This window comes from Campylobacter sp. RM9334 (assembly GCF_020138145.1).
In the GTDB taxonomy this organism is placed as follows: Bacteria; Campylobacterota; Campylobacteria; order Campylobacterales; family Campylobacteraceae; genus Campylobacter_E.
The window spans coordinates 87,324-107,196 of sequence record NZ_JACGAX010000004.1; the positions used below are offsets into that span (position 1 = coordinate 87,324).

The 19,873-nt window shown below is 26.0% G+C and carries 20 protein-coding genes; 2 read left to right on the forward strand and 18 right to left on the reverse strand.

Annotated elements, in window-relative coordinates:
• Positions 1-41 precede the first annotated feature (41 nt).
• The 17 genes from AVBRAN9334_RS03050 to AVBRAN9334_RS03130 form a co-directional block, all read right to left on the reverse strand.
• The gene (locus AVBRAN9334_RS03050) at positions 42-1,346 is read right to left on the reverse strand and encodes a PcfJ domain-containing protein (RefSeq protein ID WP_336606994.1); all 1,305 of its coding nucleotides are present in this window, start codon (positions 1,344-1,346) and stop codon (positions 42-44) included.
• Positions 1,346-3,505 carry a DNA topoisomerase 3 gene (locus tag AVBRAN9334_RS03055; protein WP_336606995.1) on the reverse strand — a complete coding sequence of 720 codons (2,160 nt, stop codon included), beginning with the start codon at positions 3,503-3,505 and terminating at the stop codon, positions 1,346-1,348. Before AVBRAN9334_RS03055 ends, AVBRAN9334_RS03050 begins: the two co-directional genes overlap by 1 nt.
• The gene (locus tag AVBRAN9334_RS03060; protein ID WP_239803197.1) at positions 3,505-4,086 is read right to left on the reverse strand and encodes a hypothetical protein; all 582 of its coding nucleotides are present in this window, start codon (positions 4,084-4,086) and stop codon (positions 3,505-3,507) included. Before AVBRAN9334_RS03060 ends, AVBRAN9334_RS03055 begins: the two co-directional genes overlap by 1 nt.
• 37 nt (positions 4,087-4,123) lie before the next feature.
• The gene (locus AVBRAN9334_RS03065; RefSeq protein ID WP_239803198.1) at positions 4,124-4,777 is read right to left on the reverse strand and encodes a hypothetical protein; all 654 of its coding nucleotides are present in this window, start codon (positions 4,775-4,777) and stop codon (positions 4,124-4,126) included.
• A 70-nt stretch (positions 4,778-4,847) separates the two neighbouring features.
• Positions 4,848-5,504, reverse strand: coding sequence for a hypothetical protein (locus tag AVBRAN9334_RS03070; RefSeq protein ID WP_239803199.1), 657 nt, complete (start codon positions 5,502-5,504; stop codon positions 4,848-4,850).
• 1 nt (position 5,505) lies between these two features.
• A complete protein-coding gene (locus tag AVBRAN9334_RS03075; RefSeq protein ID WP_336606996.1) occupies positions 5,506-6,264 on the reverse strand; it encodes a TrbM/KikA/MpfK family conjugal transfer protein in 759 nt (252 codons plus the stop codon).
• A 10-nt stretch (positions 6,265-6,274) separates the two neighbouring features.
• Positions 6,275-6,673, reverse strand: a complete 399-nt coding sequence (locus AVBRAN9334_RS03080) for a cag pathogenicity island Cag12 family protein (RefSeq protein WP_239803201.1) — start codon at positions 6,671-6,673, stop codon at positions 6,275-6,277.
• Positions 6,670-8,541 (reverse strand): type IV secretory system conjugative DNA transfer family protein, encoded by a 1,872-nt coding sequence (locus tag AVBRAN9334_RS03085; protein WP_336606997.1) that lies wholly within the window; start codon positions 8,539-8,541, stop codon positions 6,670-6,672. Before AVBRAN9334_RS03085 ends, AVBRAN9334_RS03080 begins: the two co-directional genes overlap by 4 nt.
• Positions 8,525-9,478, reverse strand: a complete 954-nt coding sequence (locus AVBRAN9334_RS03090; RefSeq protein ID WP_239803203.1) for an ATPase, T2SS/T4P/T4SS family — start codon at positions 9,476-9,478, stop codon at positions 8,525-8,527. Before AVBRAN9334_RS03090 ends, AVBRAN9334_RS03085 begins: the two co-directional genes overlap by 17 nt.
• A complete protein-coding gene (virB10, locus tag AVBRAN9334_RS03095; RefSeq protein WP_239803204.1) occupies positions 9,468-10,745 on the reverse strand; it encodes a type IV secretion system protein VirB10 in 1,278 nt (425 codons plus the stop codon). Before virB10 ends, AVBRAN9334_RS03090 begins: the two co-directional genes overlap by 11 nt.
• Entirely contained in the window at positions 10,735-11,643 is a 909-nt protein-coding gene (locus tag AVBRAN9334_RS03100) for a TrbG/VirB9 family P-type conjugative transfer protein (RefSeq protein ID WP_336606998.1), read from the reverse strand. The genes virB10 and AVBRAN9334_RS03100 overlap by 11 nt, the downstream gene beginning before the upstream one ends.
• Before the next feature lies 1 nt (position 11,644).
• Positions 11,645-12,316: a virB8 family protein gene (locus tag AVBRAN9334_RS03105; RefSeq protein ID WP_336606999.1), complete on the reverse strand. Its 672-nt coding sequence runs from the start codon at positions 12,314-12,316 to the stop codon at positions 11,645-11,647.
• Entirely contained in the window at positions 12,300-12,440 is a 141-nt protein-coding gene (locus tag AVBRAN9334_RS03110; protein ID WP_239803207.1) for a hypothetical protein, read from the reverse strand. The genes AVBRAN9334_RS03105 and AVBRAN9334_RS03110 overlap by 17 nt, the downstream gene beginning before the upstream one ends.
• Entirely contained in the window at positions 12,437-13,525 is a 1,089-nt protein-coding gene (locus tag AVBRAN9334_RS03115) for a type IV secretion system protein (protein WP_336607000.1), read from the reverse strand. Before AVBRAN9334_RS03115 ends, AVBRAN9334_RS03110 begins: the two co-directional genes overlap by 4 nt.
• On the reverse strand, positions 13,525-14,301 hold the full coding sequence (locus AVBRAN9334_RS03120) for a type IV secretion system protein (RefSeq protein ID WP_336607001.1): 777 nt from the start codon (positions 14,299-14,301) through the stop codon (positions 13,525-13,527). Before AVBRAN9334_RS03120 ends, AVBRAN9334_RS03115 begins: the two co-directional genes overlap by 1 nt.
• Positions 14,282-17,062, reverse strand: a complete 2,781-nt coding sequence (locus tag AVBRAN9334_RS03125) for a TraG/VirB4 family ATPase (protein WP_336607002.1) — start codon at positions 17,060-17,062, stop codon at positions 14,282-14,284. The genes AVBRAN9334_RS03120 and AVBRAN9334_RS03125 overlap by 20 nt, the downstream gene beginning before the upstream one ends.
• Positions 17,063-17,332 carry a TrbC/VirB2 family protein gene (locus AVBRAN9334_RS03130; protein WP_336607003.1) on the reverse strand — a complete coding sequence of 90 codons (270 nt, stop codon included), beginning with the start codon at positions 17,330-17,332 and terminating at the stop codon, positions 17,063-17,065.
• Between the two features lie 102 nt (positions 17,333-17,434).
• Here AVBRAN9334_RS03130 and AVBRAN9334_RS03135 point away from each other — a divergent pair, with 102 nt between their 5' ends.
• Positions 17,435-18,604: an AAA family ATPase gene (locus AVBRAN9334_RS03135; protein WP_336607004.1), complete on the forward strand. Its 1,170-nt coding sequence runs from the start codon at positions 17,435-17,437 to the stop codon at positions 18,602-18,604.
• A 100-nt stretch (positions 18,605-18,704) separates the two neighbouring features.
• Here AVBRAN9334_RS03135 and AVBRAN9334_RS03140 read toward each other — a convergent pair whose 3' ends face one another.
• The gene (locus tag AVBRAN9334_RS03140; protein ID WP_336607005.1) at positions 18,705-19,118 is read right to left on the reverse strand and encodes a hypothetical protein; all 414 of its coding nucleotides are present in this window, start codon (positions 19,116-19,118) and stop codon (positions 18,705-18,707) included.
• A 149-nt stretch (positions 19,119-19,267) separates the two neighbouring features.
• Here AVBRAN9334_RS03140 and AVBRAN9334_RS03145 point away from each other — a divergent pair, with 149 nt between their 5' ends.
• Positions 19,268-19,840, forward strand: coding sequence for a hypothetical protein (locus AVBRAN9334_RS03145; RefSeq protein WP_336607006.1), 573 nt, complete (start codon positions 19,268-19,270; stop codon positions 19,838-19,840).
• The last annotated feature ends 33 nt before the right edge of the window (positions 19,841-19,873 follow it).

Here is a 19,873-nt window from a genome sequence, read left to right on the forward strand (position 1 = left end):
AAATAAATTAAAATAAATTAAAATAATTTTTCAAAAATATCTTAATTAAGGTATGCCTTAACATACTCAACCACTTCTTTACTTGCTTCTTCATTTGCAAATGTTTTTATTTGATTTATGTAATACTTATTTCTATATTTTATAATCTCTATTGTATAGTGCTTATCATTATAATCTAAAGTAAAAATTCCACATTTTTCACTATTGATTTTATCTATATAAGAAGCAACGCAGTTTTTATTTCTTCTACCTTCTTGGATTAAATCAAAATTAGTTTTAATCATTTTAAAATTATCAGGTAATTTTAACTTTAAGAATGGATTATCTTTTTTAATAACCATTTTGTTCTTTTTAGCTATTTTATAGTCATATTCAACCACTAAATCATCGTGTAGCGATTTAAGTCTTTTTACTGAAGTTATATCTAAATTAATAGGTCTTTTAAGCGATATTGATAGTTTTATATAATCTGATAATAGTATTTTCAAATCATCAAGACTATAATTTAAATCTATTTTAAAACCATTAAACTTAAACATATAATTAGATAATATGCGTTCTTTTGAATAATTTCCATAATCATCATAATTTAGTTTTAAAACATTATGCCATACTCTTTTATAGTGTGTGGCACTTAAATATTTTTCTAAATTAAATAATGCTTTTGATTTTGCTAAATCAATTTTATTTACTACTTTAGGTATATTTTTATTCGGATATTTTAATTTTAATAATTCTTGTTTGTTTGGTGTGTTTTCTAATAGTTTTATTTCTATTTTCATATAATAGCTTATAAAATCTTCTTCATTAGCATTTTTTAAATCATATAAAATATCTTTAGCCACATTTGAGTTTAAAAATGATAAATATGTATATACAAAATGCTTATTTAAATTACATAAATGCTTTAAGGTTGCTGGATACTTATTTTTATTATTCATAAAACAATATATATCATATAGGCTATTTTCTAAAATAAATGTTCTTATTGTTGTATTTCTTCCATAAGTATTAATAACACCATCATTAAAACTACAATACAAATAATTATTTATATCAAATATTATATTATTATAATATGATGAAATATTTATTGTAAATAAATAAATTTCTTTATCTTTTATTTGAAAATAATCACATATATTAGCTTCTTTAATAATATTAAGCGTATTAAATAATTTATTGGCATCATCAGTTACTAATATAGCAATTTTATCAATTTGATAGCATACTAAATAATTAATCTCGTAATATTCTATAAAAGGGATAAGATAAGAAAAATCACTCCTTATCTTATCTTTAAATTGCTTTCTATCATCTAAACAAGAACAGTTAAAAAATTGCATTATTTTTTAGGTTTTCCATTATCATCATAAAACATTGCTTTGCAACCATTACGCCAATTAGAACAACCCCAAAAGTAATTACCTTTTTGTGATTTTTTACGCTCTAATACTCCAGCACCACATTGTTTGCAAGGATAAATATTTGCATTATAACCATCAGGTTTTCCAGCTTTATCATTATATGTTTTGGAGCAACCACCCTTATAATTAGAACAACCCCAAAAATATTTATCATCTTTTGTTTTTCTTCTTTGCATATAACCATTATTGCAAACTTTACATGGATATGTTTTATCTATTGCATTATCACTTGCAAATGTTTTTAAATCATCATTGTTTTTCAAACTCTCTATATCGTTTTTTACATCATTAAATACTGCTCTTAAAAAATCATTTCTGCTTAATTTAAAAGCTTCTATATCTTTTTGATTTTCAAACCACAACGCAGTCATATCAGGACTTGTCAGAAGCTTAGGTGATAGCTTTATTAAATTTCTTCCTAAATCAGTAGATTTAATCTTTTTCTTAACTTCAACAATATATCCACGCTCAAATAACTTTTTAATATGCTCACTTCTTGTTGCTGGTGTGCCTATGCCACCACTTTCACCCTTTTTATCCTTATCCTTTTCTTTTAGAAGTGCTTTTATTTTTTCATCTTTTACATATTTACTTACACTTGTTAAATCTTTTAATAAAGTTGCCATAGTATATAATGGTCTAGGTTTAGTTTGTTTTTTATTTATATTTATATTACTTGAATAAGATTTGCAGTTTTCAAGTGTGCTTAGATCTTGTGAATACTCTTCGTTTTCTTGCTCTTCATCGGTATTAATTTCGCTATCATTAGTATCAATAAATTCGCTAAAACCTGCAAATGTAGTTTTATTTGAGCTTGTGCTAAATTCATATTCATCATACTTAAAAACTACACTAGTATGCAAATATTTTTTAGGTTTAAAAAATTGTAATGCAAATCTTTTTGCTATCATTTCATAAACATTTAATTCATCTTTACTTAAAGCTTTTATATCAACTTTTTGTTCCGTTGGAATAATACCATAATGAGCCGTTATATTGTTATCATTAAATGCACTACTTTTAATACTAGTATCAGAATTATTTATAATATTTGTAAAACCTGTTAGATTATTTTTTATAGCTGATAAAATTTCTGGGCTTTCTTTATGCAAATTCTCTGGTAAATATTGACAATCTGATCTATTGTAAGATATTAGCTTGTGTTTTTCCCTTAAACTTTGTGTAATTTCTAATGTTTTATCAGGCTTATAGTTAAATATTTTAGAGCATTCAGCTTGAAGCAAAAGCAAATTATATGGTAGTGGTGGATTTTCTATTTTGTTTTCATGATTAACTATGCAATCAAATTCTTTATTTTCACATTTTGATTTTATATCATTTGCAACCACTTCATCAACAATTTTTTCGCTTGTTTTTAAATTAGCTTTTAATTTTAAATTTTCTGTTTCAAATTCTCCTGTTAAAGTATAATAGTAACTTGATTTATGATTTTCGTTTTCCAAATCTCTAGCAACTATCATAGCTAAAATAGGAGTTTGAACACGACCAACACTTAAAACACCTTTATATCCACTACTTTGAGCTATAGTAGTATATGCACGAGTTAGATTGATTCCAACAATCCAGTCAGCTTGGCTTCTAGCAAATCCACATTCGCTAATACCTTTAAAATCGCTATTATTTTTAATTTCACTTAAAGCTTTTTTAACACCTTTATCAGTTAAATCATGTAATAATAATCTCTTTACGCTTCCTTTATAGTTTGCATAATTTATTATTTCATCTACTAAAATTTGACCTTCTTCATCTGCATCACCACAATTTATAACTTCAGTAGCTTTTTTTAACAAATCACAAATTATTTTAAGCTGCTTTTTAGAGCTGTCTTTAGGCTTGTATCTAAACTCATCAATTTGTAGTGGCAAATCATTTATATTCCACTTGCCCCAATCTTGCTTATAGTCTTCAGGCATAAAAAGTTCTAAAATATGTCCAAAAGCCCAAGTAACAATATCATTACCTTTTTGAATATATCCATCATTTTTAACAGTATTTTCATTTAAATTATTTGCAATCACTCTTGCTAATTCAGGTTTTTCAGCTATGAATACTCTCATCATTTCTCCCATTCTTTCTTGTTATTTTCGCTACTGGTTTTTACCACACCTTTTTCTATTGCTTTATTTAAGCTTTCACTAAAGAACTTTTTATTATTTTCTTGTATAATGTCTTTATTATCCGTAGAAAGTGCGTTTGCACCAGATGAATTTTTATTCATCAGCTCCAAGTCGTGAGGTTTTTCCAACATAGTCGTATGCAGGGTGTTGGGGTCTGCATCTACGGATTGCTCTAAATTAATATTTTTTTGTATTCTTTTTAATTCACTAACTCTCATTTTATTAGCATGATAAATTTTTAAGTTATTTTTACCTATAACTACATCACCTATTTTTTCTTTACTTTCATATAATTTATCAAGTTTTTTCATTGCATAAACATCTATATTGTTTTTTGCTTCTTTAACAACTTCAGGATTGCTTACTACTTCTTGTATTACTTCTTTTACTTCAATTAGATTTTTAAACATTTCAGGGTGTTTATCGTATAAAGCTTTTAAATCTGCTTTTGCTTCATTGCTTGATAAAATATTTGCTAAATCCTTACCAAGCTTAAAAATCTCCAATTCTTTCTCACTCATATCAGTCCTTTAGTGGGCTAAATAGCCCACATATTATTTATCTATCCATACTTTTATCTTTAGCATAATTCATTATTTGCTCTGTTCCACTTTCTAGTTTATTACCTGCTGGACTTTGAATAGATTTAATTACTGCACCTTGCGATTGAACAAAATCAATCTCTATATTTGCTGATTTATCAATTTTATTTACAACTTGCATTAAATTTGGATATTTTTCAAGAGTTGTGTTTTTTGTAGCACTTAATGTAAAATCAACACCATCTTTAATTAGTGAATTAAATTTGTCAATTATTGCATCATCATTTGTCTTATCAAATGCATATCCTTCTTTAGTTTTAGTTGCGTATAATTTTTCAGCATTTTGCATTAATTCTCCTGCTTCATTGCGTTTTTCAGGTTGAATTTCTATTGCTATTTTATTAAACGCATATGCTTTACCATCTTTACTAATACCTTTTTGATAATATGCATCAGCTTTCATATAGGTTTCGCCAGTTTCTTTATTTCCTACTTTTAAATTCAATGGAATTTTATCAGCATCAACTGACTTTAAAAAAGCATCAATAGAATTAATCTTATTAAAAACATCTCTTGCATTAGGCTTTTGCCCTTCATATTCTTGCAATGAACCAAAACCGATGATGGTTTTATCATCTCCTACTTTACCACTTGTTACAAAAACATTCATATTTTCTCCTTTGTAAAATAATAAATAAAATTATATATACATATAATTTTATGTATAATTTTGCGTATTTTTAAGCAAGCAATTTAAAAATTACTCCACCTAAAATAAAAGCTAAAATAAAATTTAAACCAAGCAAAATATTAAAAGTCATTTTTGCTTTCTTCATCATTGAATTTATGCTTTTGGCATAATTTTGATTTAATTCTTTAACTTGATTTTCAAATTTGTTTAAATAGTTTTCTTGTCTTGTTATAAAATTCTTTAAAAACTCATCAAATTCTTGTGCCGTTGTTTCTAGTTTGGCTTCTTGATTATTTATAAAATTAGAAAAATTGGTATTAAATATTTTAGATTTTTCTTCTATTTGCAAATCTTTAAAATGAGAATGAATTTGATTAAAATCATTTATTATTTTTTTGGTTGTTAAAATATTATTTTGAGCTATCAACTCATCTTGCGTAGGTGCTTTTTTAAATAAAATACAAAAATTTACCCAAGTATTAAAAAAAGTATTAAAATTACTTTCTAGTTCATAAAACAAACTCTTTTCAACTTCACTTAAATTATTGTAACTTCTAGCTGTATCTATTAAGCTTAAGATTTTACTCTTAAGCTTATTTTGACTATCTATGAGTTTTGAATAATTTAATATATCTTTTTCATCACCATCATGATATTCTATTAGACCTTCTGCAACTAAATCAATTATATTATCTTGATTGCTCATTTTAATACACCCAACATTCTTTATTGATTTTATGCTTTTGCGTATATACATCGTAGTAATATGTTTTATCAAAATTTTCAACACTTTCTACTATATAACTACAACGATATTTGCTAACTTGATATTGGTCTTGTCTGTATAAATTTAACCATAAATTAGAAGGTTGTGAAAATTTATTTAACTTATAAATATTCCGAAAATCATCACTCCTATTAATAATGGTTTCATAGTATCCACGATTAAAATCATTAATAGTATAATATTTGCCATCACATATATTTTTAGGCATTTTTAAATCTGTATATGCATTGTTAATTAGCTTTATACATTGTGGTGGTAGCTTATGTGTAATTCTAATTAATTTATCTTTATTATTAACTTTGCAATTTTTTTCTGGATAATACCCTTGTCCTATAGTATATTCATATTGCTTATTTAATATTTCTGCTGTGCATTCATGTGGAACATTCAAAATTGATTCTTTTAAATCAGCCATAATTAAATCATCATCAACTTCATTCCCATTGCTCGTTGGACATAGTTTTAAAAAATCTCTTCTTAATTCAAAAGTCTTCCAAGGCTTCTTAGCTCTAATTGAAAAAAATTTTCTTATAGGTGCATTGCATTCCGAAGGTTTTTTACCACTTGACATACATAATATAACTTCACAAGCAGTTCTTTTATCGCCAGTAAATTGATCGGCATATAGGCTACTAATACTAAAAAACAATATAACTATAAATTTAATAGAACTTTGCATATCAATCTCCTTATTTATGTTCAAAAATAATATTTACCAAATTAGGTTCATTTGCTATAAAGTCATATATAACTATATTTGCTGTTATTCCATTATGTTTTAAATAAAAAGCATATTTTTCAGCAAGCTCTTTTCTTGCAAATATATATATTTGATCACTATTATGTGCATAGTAAAAAAAGCTTACCTTCTTATTATTTTCAACTAAAATATTTTCTTTAAAATAAAATAAGTAATTAGTAACCCACGAATAGTTTAGACTAGGATCTTTGATAACATTAAAAGTCGTATTTTCTACTACTTGTTGTTTTACAAGATCATATTTTGGACTATCAATTTTTACTGAACTTTTTGCACAGTTTGTAATAAATAATCCTACTAAAATAAATAAAAATAATTTTAATTTCATGCTGCTTCCTTTGTTAGTTTTAATAAATTTTCTTCTAAAAGTTTTTCATTTTCTTGTTTCATAATTTCAAAATTTTGATAAGGTATATTTATTCTTGTTTCTCCATTTTGGATTACAGTTTCCAACTCTTTTTTAGTTGGCAAATCTTTTATTTTTGCTAGAGATTTTGAAATAGATTTAAATTTGTCCATAAAATAATTATCACTATAATAAAATGCCTTATCACATAAAATAGGCTTTCCGGCATCTATTGTTATAAGCTCTTTTTCAAATGACATTTCACGAAGTTCTTGTGGAAGCATTAGTGCCCTTACTGTTTTGCTTTCACTACCACCTACATTTAAACTTAATGCGTTTTGATAATTTGTTGATTTGTTGATTACTGTCATATTTCCTAAAATTTTTGAAATTCTTTCAGCATCTTCTTGCTCTCTAGGTGCATAATATATTTGACATGCATGATTTGTTAATAAAGTTTTTGCACCTTCTTTACCATACCCATTAGGGATTGGCATTTCAAGTTGTGAATCTGACTGATATATCATTAAACTTCTAAATCCAAAACCTGCCATAAATGCAACTCCTGTTAAGTATTTTGATAAATAACCACTTGAAGTAAATTCATCCATCAAACACAATACTGTATGTTGTAGCTCTGGATTTTGTTGTGGTAACTCTTTTGTATTTAATAGTATTAACTGTTGCCAAAATATATTTAAAATGAGTTTTGCATTATCTAATTGATCAGGAGTAATGCCAACATATATTGTCATTTTTTTCTTTCTTAAATCTCTAAAATCAAAATCGTTAGCACTAGTTGCAAGTCGCATATTATCTGCTCTAAAGATCATTAATGGAGCATTAAAAGAACTCATCACTCCACTTCTAGTATTATCAGAAGCTATTGCCAAATAAGATTTTATACGCTCTTGTGCTTTAGGGCTTGCAATTCCTAGCTCACACAACCAATTATAAGTATTTTCAAAACCTTTAATTTCTTGTTTTATACTTTCTTCTTCATCTTCACTACTTTCAACAGTAAAATTAAAACCTTCGCTGATAGATAATATCCCATAAAGCGTAAAAGAAACATCTAGTTTATAATTTCTAATAAATGCTAGTCCCATTTCAGAACTTAATAAGTCGTGAGTTAGATAACAAAGTCCTATAAATAAATTTTGTGCTAATTGATTAAAAAATTGCGTTGTTGGATCTCCTACTACTGGATATAAAATATTTGCAAAATCAGTTAATTCTGCATCAACATTTGTGCCATTCATATTTATGTATGCTAGTGGGTTATATCTATGTGTTCTTCTATCAAATGGATTAAATAAATATACTTCATTGCCCAATTTTTCTTTTCTATATTTTGAAGTATAATCAAAGCATTCTTGTTTAATGTCTTGAACTACTGCACTTTCTTCCCATTCAAGTAAATTAGGAATAACAATACCAACACCTTTACCACTACGAGTTGGAGCACCAAGGGCAACAAATTGCTGACCACCAAATTTTAACAATTTGCCTTGATATTTACCAACGATAATACCTTTTTTGCCAAATAACCCCATTTTTTTAATTTCTCTTTTAGTGGCAAATCTTGCATCACCATGTAAAGATTGCTGTCGTGGTATTAAAGGAATAATTAAACATATCAAAGAACTTATCAAAGTTGCAAAACCTAAAGATTTGTAAATATAAGGATAGTTATTAATAATAGCACTAAATACAAATCCAATTTTAATCAAATATATTTTTTTTAAAAGCCCATTAAAATACAAACAAAAAATTATAGTTAGTGCATAATCAATCAAAATAAATAAAAATACTAAAGCTATAATTTGTGATTTAGTTAGCTTTTTCATTATAAACCTTATGTATTTTACCATCATACAAATACTCAAGTATTTGTCTTTTACCATTTATATTTTTAAAAACTATGATTATATCTATGGCTTTTTTTACAACATCTATTAACATATCTTTTCCTAATGCCCTTGCCATATCATTTTGCATAGACATCATTACAAGCCTGTCAATACAACCACCAACACTTCCAGCGTGGCAACTTGTCATAGAGCCGTTATGCCCACTTGAGATTACATTTAAAAAATCATAAGTTTCCCCACCCCTAACTTCAGCTAACAAAATTCTATCAGGCTTCATTCTTAAACAACTTTTTAATAAAGTAGCAGAATTTACTGCATCGGTTATTTTTGCTTCACTAGGATAAAATAGTTGCACATAATTTTTATGGTCATAAAATTTAATTTCTTCTACATCTTCAATAGTAATAATACGATCATCTAATGGGATAAAATCAATTAAGGTTTTCATGAAGGTAGTTTTTCCACTACCTGTTTCACCACAAATAACGACATTTTTACCATTTTTGATAGCTTCACCTAAATTATTTGCAAATTCTTTAGTTATTGCACCCCTTTCTATGTAATCATTGATTGTATATCTAACTTTACTAGGCTTTCTAATAGTAATTGATACAATTTTATCTTTTGTAGCAGGTGAAATTACTATCTGAATACGCTCACCAGTAGGTAAAATGCAAGATAATATAGGTTTATTTTTATCTATTTCATCTTTTTTAAAACTAGCACTAGCTTTAGCAAAAGATAAGGCTTTTTGTTCATTAATATCGTTTTCATAAGCAGTCCATTTTCCTTGAATATCTTCACACCAAATTAAATTGCCACCTTGATAGCAAACTTCATTTATTGAATCATCTTTCAAAAATTTACCAAAAAGCATTTCCGCATATTTATTTAAAGAAGTATTATCGCTCATAGCCTTGCCCTATTTTAGTCTTCATTTTTAGCTTATAAACTTTAGAAAAATCAACATCTTTATTTACATATACGCTTACTATTTCGCCTTGATTTTTATATAAAACAGGCTTTATTTTTATAAATTCTTGCAGTGCAGTATTTGCTAATTCTCGTGCATTTTCTCTTGTATTTTCAGTATAATCAACATTATCTTTACCCCTTTTACCATTAATAGCTACATTAACTGCATCATCAATTATGCTTAAAAATATAGCAGAGCCAAATCGTTTTAAATATTGATGATCTACATAGCCACTCATACCACTTGCACCAAGTCCATCTGTTGCAGGTGAGTTTATAGGAATAATTAAATTATTAGGAGTTCTTATTTCTTCCCAAACAACAAACAATCTATTTACACCATCACTAATTTCACCACTTTTAAAAGAACCAAACATGGTTGAACCACGATCAATCAACAAAACAGTGCCATCTGCACTATATACATCATTACTAATAGTGCAACTAACATTACCTGCTAACATAGAAACAATTCTTGTGTTTAAAGAACAATGAATAAAACTACCTTTTGATAATAAAAAATGTGGATTAATATTATTTATTCTCGCCATATTTATTTGATACGAGCTATTATTTGAATAGTTTTGTGATGAGTTATTAAAATCTAAATTATTAGAATTATTGTTAAAAGATTCTGGGTTACTCATTAATAAGTTAAGCCTGTTTGTTTCTTCTGCTATTTTATCATTGTAATAATTATTTAAATTTTGTGCTTGTGCTATATTTTCATCAAGTAATTCTAATTGACTTTTATTTGTGTTTTGAGATGAGTTATTAACACTAAAATTTGCACTAGATTTTAAAACCCTAGGTTTATTAACTAGCTTATTGTTTTCATTTGTATTCAGTATAATAGCTGGTTCTAAAGTAGTATTTTGTTCTTTTAATCCAAATAAAGCTTCTAAATCTTTTTTTACTTCCAACTCATCTTGAATTTGTGTATTATTCTTTATTTCAAAACTACGATTTTTTGCACTTATAATAGTTTCTGTATTTTGCTTAATTGGTTCTTCTTTTGTCTTGTCTGTTTTTACAAATTGATAAAAAACCAATATAGCAATTACAACGCATAAACAAATAACTGCAGTAGCTTGTAGTTTTATTTTAGAATTAGTATCTACATCTAATTCTAAATTATTATTTATTTTTTCTTGTTCTTGATTTATTTCATTAATTTTACTTCTATTTTGTTCGTTATTGCTCATTTATTACCCTTTCAACTTTATCAGATTTAGTATTTTTTAATGGATATAAATTTTTACCAGCACCTAAATTTTTAATACCAACTAATTTATCACCTGAACGAAGCAAAATTTGTTTTGGAATTTTATGAATCACTAAAACTGTATAATCATTATCTTTAGTAATATGAGTATTTAATATGCTCTCTTTATTTTGTTTATCATATTCAAATACAGATGGTATTGTTTTATTTGTATTAAAAGCTAAATATGTAAAAACACCATCATCATACGCATAATCAACGCTTATATCTTCGCTATTTTTATTAACATGTTGAACAAAATGATAATTTTTAGGAACATTGATATTGTTTAATTCTTGCTCAATTTCTTTTTCTTCGTTTTCAAGTTTAGTTTTATTAGCAATTAATTGATTTACTTTTGCAATATCATCAGTGTATTTAAAATCAACTCTATAAGAAGAATCTAATTTTGCAGTTAGAAGTAAATCAAATGTATAAATTCTTTTATTTGTAGTAATTATTAGATTTGTTTTCCAATCTTTTGCGTTTGGTTGAATTACTACATCTTGATTGTCAGAAAACGATACTAAATTACCATTGCTATCTACCATAGTTTGCTCTTGTGCTTTTGCAATATATGCTTGTGGTTTTATAAATATAAAATTAGTATCTGATTTAATAGACCAGCCTTCCAAAAAACCGCAAACTATATTTATAATTCTTTCATCATGAGCAAATTTAAGCATTGAAATATAGCCATTTTTAGCTTTTATTTCATATACTTCATTAGCATTAAACTCTGCAACTTGAATTCTTTTATCTTCTTTTGTAGGTTTAGGAATATTTACACAAAAACCATAAATCGTAAAAATTGTAATTAATAATATAACTTTTTTCATATCATTGTCCTATTTCGTAATCTAATCTATAATTTAACACTTGAAAGCTAAGTGGGTTTTCAAGTCTTGTAGCTTCATCTAATCTTGTATTTATTAAATAATCGTATGTAATAGTGGCGATTTTATTACTCTCTTGTTCTACACCACTTCTTAAATCTTTTGTTATTGTTTTAAACCTAACTGTAGCTAATTTAATACCAGCACTTTCACCTAAAACGATTGATTTTATTTTTACATTTATTTCATAAGAATTTTTTAATTTTTCTAATATAGAATCAGAACCTTCAAATAACCTTATATATTCTTTCTTAACTTCATCAGATGAATATAATTGAGTTTTTAAATAATCTTTTTCAAGTATATTGTAATAATAGCTTTCTCGTGTTTTAACATAATCACCAATAAAAAACTTATCTAAAGCTTCACTACTAGTAAAATTTTCTTCATTTAATATTGTAATAACACTTGTTTCACCAGTTTTATTATCAACTTTTATTACATAAGGCTCAACTGTTTTTAATGGTGTTAATAAACACACTGCAACTACACTAATGATTGCAATAATTATTGATATAAATGATATAGTCCAAGCTCTTTTATTTGATACATCTAGTAAATATCTAAGACTTGCTTCATAGCTTAAAGCAATATTTTCATCATTTGTTTTTTTCATTATTACTCTCCGTTTTATTTACAGCTTCCCAATTAGTTCCATCAAATAATTTGTCAAAATTTTTATTATTTATAGAACAAGCATTTAAGATTAATATTAATAGTATTGTTGGCAAATACTTCATTTGCTATTTCTCCATTTCGCAGTATTATTTCTAATTGAATTAATTCCATGTTTGGTTTTGTTATAAGCATTCTTAGCCCTTTGGTATCCGTTTTTAACTGCTCCAAATTCTTTTTTACCTTGATTTACTATTCCACCAGGTAATAATCTACTCATATAACCTAATTTAGCAGTTGCACCAGTAGTTACTAAAGAGCCTACACTAGTTGAAGTTTGGGCTGACTTTACAGCACTATCTAGGCTAACAGATGATAATTGTTGTGCTAATTGAAGAGCTAATGTTGTTCCGGTGCGTAAAATTACACCTGAAACTATACAAGAAATAACCACTAAAATAATATTAGGATTTTTTTCATAAATTTCATCATTTGTTAAAGACATAACAAACTGAATAATAACGCTTGCAAAAATATTTATAAATAAAAGTGCTAAAAAATTACTTATTAACAATGATATATATTGTGAAAATACTTGTTTGGTTGATTTAAGCAATAAAAATGCAAACATTAATGGGGCTATCATTATTAAAATAGAATTAGTGATTTGAACTATACTTAATGCAGAAGCTAAAGATAAAGAACCAATAAGACCACCAGCTAAACCAAAAAGCCCAGATAGCCCAGCTACAATTTTTTCACCAGACCACCACGATGCATCATCTATCATCTTTGCAACAAGTTTTACTATAGAATCCATATAAGCTTGAACTTTTTCCCAAGCAGTCCAATTACTACCACTAAAGGCAAAATTACCGGCATAGTTCATTACATCATTTATTGCTGATTTAAATAAACCGATGAAATTACCGTAATTCATAAACAAAAATATCACTATAATCTTCATCATAAAATCCCACAATAAAGTTGCGAAACTTTGTTGTTTTATAGACATTGAAAATTGTAAAAACTCATATATTAGCCATATAGTTAAATAAGTAATAGCAGTATATTGCAGTGTAATTACAAAACCTTGAATAATAGAAGAAGCAGTATAAAAAGGACTAGAACTTGAATCAATCTCAAAAATATTTGATACAAGCTCTCCAACATAAATAAAAGCACCTGTATCTGGCTTATAAACAATCATTATTCAAACCTTACATCATCAAGTTTAAATTTTCTTGCTAGTTTTAAATTTCTATACTGATTGTTATTATAATTTACTCGCTCATCTTCTTTTAACTGCTCATTAATTTGCATTGCTCTAATATGCTTTTCGTTTAATATTTTTAATTGTTGTTCTTGTGTTTGTAATTTTGATTGAGCTATTTGCAGTGCAGTTTGAGCATCAGCTGATTCTTTCATTGTTGTAGCTTTTACTGCTTTTTTAGCTAAAGATTCAATTTCTTTTAATGTAGCATTAAAATTCTTATCTATTTCTTTCAGCTCTTCTTCATTTTGAAAAGTTGTGGCAACTTCTCTATAGCAAATTGCTTGTTTGTTTTTAGATTCATAGCTACTGCAATAATCGCTTAATAAAAATTTTGTAGATAACTCTTTACCACGCTGTTTTAAACCTTCGCTTGTTAAATCTTCTTTAACCATAGAGTGCAATTGCAATGAGTTGCTTTTGAATTTTATAGTTTCTTCATATAAACCTTCAGCACTATTTATTGCTGATACAATATCACTAATACCAGTAGTATTTTTTAATTCTTGTGCATAGTGTTCAACTACTTGTCTATACTGCATCAATGTAGTTGCCCAACGATTAGCTTCCACTGCATATTCCTTCAAATCATCTATATATGATTTAATATTTTGTGCAATTGCAGCAACATCAATTGTTGGTATTCCACTGGCAACAGCATTATTTGTAAAGCATAACAAAACAACTAATGATTTAAACAATGTTTTTTTCATTACAATCTCCAATACTTTCATTATAAAGTTCTAAAATCTTTTGAAATTTTGTTTTATAATCTACTTCTAATTTATTTATTTTTTCAAGTTTTTCAACATAAGCTTTGCCTGTAGAAATAATTTTTAAATATGTTTTACCGATAGAACTAAGATCAAGACTTACAATAGCTCTTTCTTCTGCTTTTTTGATTAATACTTGATACATTGAAGGAATTGTATTTTTTGCAAATTCATACTCTTCTTTAGAAAGATTTAAAACTTTACAATAATCATCTTCTTTTGCTTGTGGATTTGACAGTAATAATATAGTTGCACTTTGCTCTATTATTGCACTTGCAATAGGTGATTTGGCAAAATCTTCAACACTTTGAGTTCCAAGCACCAAAAATCCATTTAACTTTCTTATTGTTTTTTCTTTATTGTGTATTTCTTTTGCAACTACTGGATTTCTAATCCAATCCCAAGCTTCATCAACAAATAATGCAAATCTTCTACCATCGCACTTTTCAAATATTCTCCATAGAATATAAAATGATACAGGACCATTAATGTCATTATCACTTAATAAATCAGTTCCATCTATACCAAATAAATTGCAATCATCTTTAAAAGAAAAATTGTCATTTTCGTTATCAAACACCCAACCAAACTGCTTATTTTTACTCCATTGTGCCAATCTACTTCTAATTGAGTTAATCTCATTTGTTCCTTCAGTTAAATGCTCTAGCATTAATGTGATTCCATATTTTCTTTCTTCTTTATTAAAATTATTCATTATTGAAATAACTGCAAAATTTAAATCTTCTTCTTCTTTTACGGATATTTTCTCATCATTTCTAGTAACTAATAATTTCATAAGAATTTGTAAATTTCTTATATTTTCTGGTGTGTTATCACACATAAAAGGATTAAAGCCTGTTGGATTTCCACCATCAATAGTAATGTAAGTTCCATTTTGGGCAATAATATTACCAATAGCACCTTTATCTTTATCTAGGTAAAAAAAGGTGGCTTTTTTCTTGTCTTCTGGAATTGATACTGGGAAAGTTGAAGGATCAGAATATTTTGCAAGTTGATTTAATAAAAAATTCATTAGTGCTGTTTTACCACCACCTGATTTACCTAAAATCATAGTATTTGCTAATAATAATTCACCAAAATCATCATTGTTAAATCTTGTTTCATGAAAATTAAAATAATATGGAGATCCATTAAGGGTTCTTAAAATAGATACTGCTTGACCCCAACAATTTTTATCCTTTTTACCTTTACCAAAATTATGCAAAGCAATCAATGAAGCATAATTTTTACTTGAAATTTTATGAAGTCGTGGTCTAATTTGATAATTTGCAGGTATTTGAGCAAAATAAGTTGCAGGTAAAGCAATATTAGCAATAGTAGTCAAAAAGCCTTCATCTGCAAGTTTTGATATTATTATATTTGTATTTTCTTCTACTTCTTTTATACTATCAGCATATACAATTAATGAAAAATGATAATTTCCGAAAGAAATTTCACCAGAAGTTAAATCATCTAATGCTTGATCAATATCTATTATTTGCGATATAGCATCATCTTCTGCACTAACTAATCTCTTTTTTTGCAAACCAATTGCTTCTTTTGCATCTACTTTCTTCATAGGAGTAAAACTTTGTGTAATAACATAATTTATATTTAAATACATAAGATGATCTAGCATACCAATATAGCTATAATTTGGATATTCTTTAATTTCAATTGCTTTTAAAAATCTTTTTTTACCATTGTTTAAATCAATTTGTGCAATATTATGTCCAAATAAAATTGCGCTCATATTACCTTGCAAATAATCACATAACACTGTATCATTCACACGCACTTTTGAAAAAGTTCCTGAAAGCAAAAAGTTATAAAACTCAAGTTGAGATGAATAAACTATATTATTTTCAATGTATTTACCAAGTCTTGCAACTCCAAAATCCTTTAAATTACCTTCAATCCCCAAAAGCAATTCTTCAAAATTTTTAACATGTTGCCTAATCTCTTGAATTTTTGTTTCTACGCTCAATTTTTTAAATTTTGAACTGGCAAGTTTATTTAATGGTGAATATATGACTGATAATACTAGCTTGTTTTCTTTCAATTGGTTAAAATTTGAATAATACCTATCATTAAAATCTTTTAAAAAATTATTTTTAAAAAGACTATTTAAATAATCGTTTAATTCAATTCTGCAATTATGAAAATAAAAAGATATGTTTTCAGAAGAATATGATTTTATTAACATATTTAATTTATTTTTATTAACTTCTAAATCCACACTATTTTCTACTTCAAAATCAACACCATCAATAACAAATGTTGCTACATATTCACATTCTTTAGTAGTTATAATATGATTATTTATTAGAGTTTGAAATGGAATGTGCGATGAAATATTTGCAAGACTATGTAATGCACTAATACTTAATTTTGTTAGATTATTATAAGTTTTATTATGTGTATAACTTGAAGTTACATATGCTTTAGTTTTATAAAATTTTTTTTGTGCAGGATTTGTAAAAAATTTTAATTTTAAAAATAAAAGCCTAAAAATCATATCATCTTTTTTAGCCATAAAACGCATTATAAAAAATATAGGTATAGCTAAAAAAAAGAAAAATAGATTGATATATATTGCAGAAAACAATATAAACATCATAACAGATAATAAAGGCATCATAGGAACGCCAAAAAGCATAGCAGGTCTGCTTAGTGCTTTAAAAAATAAATCTGTATTCATTTAAAAAGCGTAAATAGCACCAATAATTGCACTTGAAGAAGCTATAACAATAGAACCAACAATTACTCTTGAATATTCTTGAAACGGATGTCCGCCCCACATAACTTTAATTCCAGAATACACTAATGCAATTGTTGATATTGTGAAAGCAACTGCTAAAATCCAACCTAAAACTGTGTCAAATAAGTTATTTACTTTTGACAAACCACCAGCACCAAATAAAAAATTTGGTAGCAATAATAAAAATAAATAATTTATTTTATTTTTCATTTTAATCCTTTTTTTTGTTTTTTATTTAGTATTTTAATATAATTTTCATTTACTTTTTTATGATAGTCTTTTTTATTATTCTTAAATGAAGGGCTAATAAAAATGATAGAAAATAAAACTCAAATAGCAAAAGCTATACAAAACAAATATAAAGAAATAGCAGAATTTCAAAAAGAAGTAGATAACTTAAAAACTTTATTATCAAAAATAAAGCTTGATAAAGAAAAAGAATATATTCAACATACAATAGATTTTTTATTGCAAAAAATACAAGCTTTAGAAAACTCTGAAATAAACAGTGAAAATTTTGAAAGCATAATTAATATGAATATGTTTAACTATGAAACATTAGATAGTGATAAGTCAAAAATTGAATACATTATAAATAATTTAATTGTTAAAAACGAAATCACAATGATAGCTTCAAAGCCTAGTGGTGGTAAATCTTTAACTGCTTTAGGAATTTGCACTAGTTTTTTAAAACAATCAATAGAACATAAAGTTGTATATTTTGATTTAGATAATTCAATAGCTACATTGACAAATAGGAAAATCTATAAAATAAGAAACGAATTTGGAAGTAGATTTAATATGTTTTCATCTAGCAATTATTCAGCAGAAGAAGCAAATATATTCCTTAACAAATTTAAAAATGTAGATTTAACAAATACATTGTTTATCTTAGATAGCATAAAAAACTTTATTCTAGGCGATAGAGATAAAAACAAAGATGTAAGTGAATTTATGAGATTAGTAAAAGCTTTAAGAGATGCTGGAGCTACTGTTATATTTTTACACCATACAAATAAACCACAAAAAGATTTAGGAGAAAATTACGCGGGTTCATCTGCATTTTTAGAAGATACAACAAATGCTTTTATCCTTGAAAATAACCCAGATAAACAAACTTTTATATTTAAAACTATAAAAGCAAGAAATGGTGATTTAAAAAACAAGGCTTTTCAATTTGATTTAGATAAGCATAGATTGATAGAAGTTGATTTATTATGGGCAAGTGAGAATAAAAACGATACCAAAATAGTAGATGAAATAATAGAATTTTTATCAAACAATAAAGAAGCTAATTATACACAAATTAAAAATTATTTAATAAGTGAAGGCATAGTTAAAGATAAAAGTAAAATTGCAAATATTTTAAATAATTATTGTGGTGTTTTATGGGCTAAAGAAAAAATCAAGGAAAACAATAAAAGCATTTATAAACTTATCAAAAACGATAATGCCAATACAATAGATGGTATTGTGAAGTGATTGATAATATAAGTAAGGCAATAAACACTAATAATTGTATAAACAAAAAAATGAAGTATAATCTAAAAACAAAATACCTAGCTAAAAGCTAGGTATGTAATTATTTAATTAGCTGATAGCCAAAATTAATTGACTTAACATCAATTTCACAGAATTTTAACTCTTCTTCTTCCTTTTCATTTTTAGGCTGAAGATCTACATCATCATACCACTTTTTACAATGGTCAGGAACACATCTATCACGAACAACAACACCTGTTTTTGTAATTCTACCACTTCTACTATCTTTTTCTAATACACACTTTTTACCATAATTCATATTACCTTGAGTTTCTATTCTTCCATCAGGATACTCCATTAAAATCATAGGTCTTTTTGTAATATCACTTTTACTATTATTATTATTTATTTCCGGTGCTTTTAACGCATCAGGAACAGGTGGTAATTTTGGCAAAACACAACCAGTAGAAAATAAACACACTATACCTGCAGCCACTAAATTAATTGTTTTCATACTTTCTTCCTTTATTTTGAATTATTTGTTTAATTATATTAATCATAAATTAATTATAGCTTAAATTAAACTATTTTAAATTATTTTAGCTTATTTTAATTTATTTTAATATATTATATACTAAAATATATTATTTAAAGGAATAAAAAATGATAATTTCAGTTATATCAAAAAAAGGTGGTGTTGGTAAAACTCCTTTTGCCTTTTCAATAGCAAAAGATTTAAATATGTATTTACAATCAAATGACAATAGCTGTATTGAACATATCTATCCAAATAAAGCTAAAATCTCTCAAGAAGTAAAACTAATAGATAATTGTGTATATGATTTTGGTGGATTTGTAGCAAAAGGTATTTTAAATATTGTTGAAAAGTCAAATTATGTAATAATACCAACAAATCCAAATTTAAATTCAATAATTAGAACTTATGAAACTTATAATGAACTAAAAGAATTTAATAAAAATTTTATCATACTCGCTACTGGCTTTAAAGACAACAAAGAAGTAGCTTTTTTAATAAAAAACCTAAAAAAAATTAAAGATTGCAATATACCAATTTTTTATTTTAAAGACTCAAAAATTGTATTAAATTCTATGAATTATGGAAAAAGCTTTAATGAATTATATAAAGAAAACACACTATCAATGCATAGCTATAAAAATTTCATTAAATCTTATTATGAGCTATTAAAGTATATTAAAAACAATAAATTATTTTAATTTATTTTAAATTATTTTAATTGACTATAATTA

Bases quoted from the DNA above. Each gene is read 5' to 3' on its own strand.
- AVBRAN9334_RS03050 (WP_336606994.1), bottom strand. From the start codon at position 1,346: ATGCAATTTTTTAACTGTTCTTGTTTAGATGATAGAAAGCAATTTAAA.
- AVBRAN9334_RS03055 (WP_336606995.1), bottom strand. From the start codon at position 3,505: ATGAGAGTATTCATAGCTGAAAAACCTGAATTAGCAAGAGTGATTGCA.
- AVBRAN9334_RS03060 (WP_239803197.1), bottom strand. From the start codon at position 4,086: ATGAGTGAGAAAGAATTGGAGATTTTTAAGCTTGGTAAGGATTTAGCA.
- AVBRAN9334_RS03065 (WP_239803198.1), bottom strand. From the start codon at position 4,777: ATGAATGTTTTTGTAACAAGTGGTAAAGTAGGAGATGATAAAACCATC.
- AVBRAN9334_RS03070 (WP_239803199.1), bottom strand. From the start codon at position 5,504: ATGAGCAATCAAGATAATATAATTGATTTAGTTGCAGAAGGTCTAATA.
- AVBRAN9334_RS03075 (WP_336606996.1), bottom strand. From the start codon at position 6,264: ATGCAAAGTTCTATTAAATTTATAGTTATATTGTTTTTTAGTATTAGT.
- AVBRAN9334_RS03080 (WP_239803201.1), bottom strand. From the start codon at position 6,673: ATGAAATTAAAATTATTTTTATTTATTTTAGTAGGATTATTTATTACA.
- AVBRAN9334_RS03085 (WP_336606997.1), bottom strand. From the start codon at position 8,541: ATGAAAAAGCTAACTAAATCACAAATTATAGCTTTAGTATTTTTATTT.
- AVBRAN9334_RS03090 (WP_239803203.1), bottom strand. From the start codon at position 9,478: ATGAGCGATAATACTTCTTTAAATAAATATGCGGAAATGCTTTTTGGT.
- virB10 (WP_239803204.1), bottom strand. From the start codon at position 10,745: ATGAGCAATAACGAACAAAATAGAAGTAAAATTAATGAAATAAATCAA.
- AVBRAN9334_RS03100 (WP_336606998.1), bottom strand. From the start codon at position 11,643: ATGAAAAAAGTTATATTATTAATTACAATTTTTACGATTTATGGTTTT.
- AVBRAN9334_RS03105 (WP_336606999.1), bottom strand. From the start codon at position 12,316: ATGAAAAAAACAAATGATGAAAATATTGCTTTAAGCTATGAAGCAAGT.
- AVBRAN9334_RS03110 (WP_239803207.1), bottom strand. From the start codon at position 12,440: ATGAAGTATTTGCCAACAATACTATTAATATTAATCTTAAATGCTTGT.
- AVBRAN9334_RS03115 (WP_336607000.1), bottom strand. From the start codon at position 13,525: ATGATTGTTTATAAGCCAGATACAGGTGCTTTTATTTATGTTGGAGAG.
- AVBRAN9334_RS03120 (WP_336607001.1), bottom strand. From the start codon at position 14,301: ATGAAAAAAACATTGTTTAAATCATTAGTTGTTTTGTTATGCTTTACA.
- AVBRAN9334_RS03125 (WP_336607002.1), bottom strand. From the start codon at position 17,062: ATGAATACAGATTTATTTTTTAAAGCACTAAGCAGACCTGCTATGCTT.
- AVBRAN9334_RS03130 (WP_336607003.1), bottom strand. From the start codon at position 17,332: ATGAAAAATAAAATAAATTATTTATTTTTATTATTGCTACCAAATTTT.
- AVBRAN9334_RS03135 (WP_336607004.1), top strand. From the start codon at position 17,435: ATGATAGAAAATAAAACTCAAATAGCAAAAGCTATACAAAACAAATAT.
- AVBRAN9334_RS03140 (WP_336607005.1), bottom strand. From the start codon at position 19,118: ATGAAAACAATTAATTTAGTGGCTGCAGGTATAGTGTGTTTATTTTCT.
- AVBRAN9334_RS03145 (WP_336607006.1), top strand. From the start codon at position 19,268: ATGATAATTTCAGTTATATCAAAAAAAGGTGGTGTTGGTAAAACTCCT.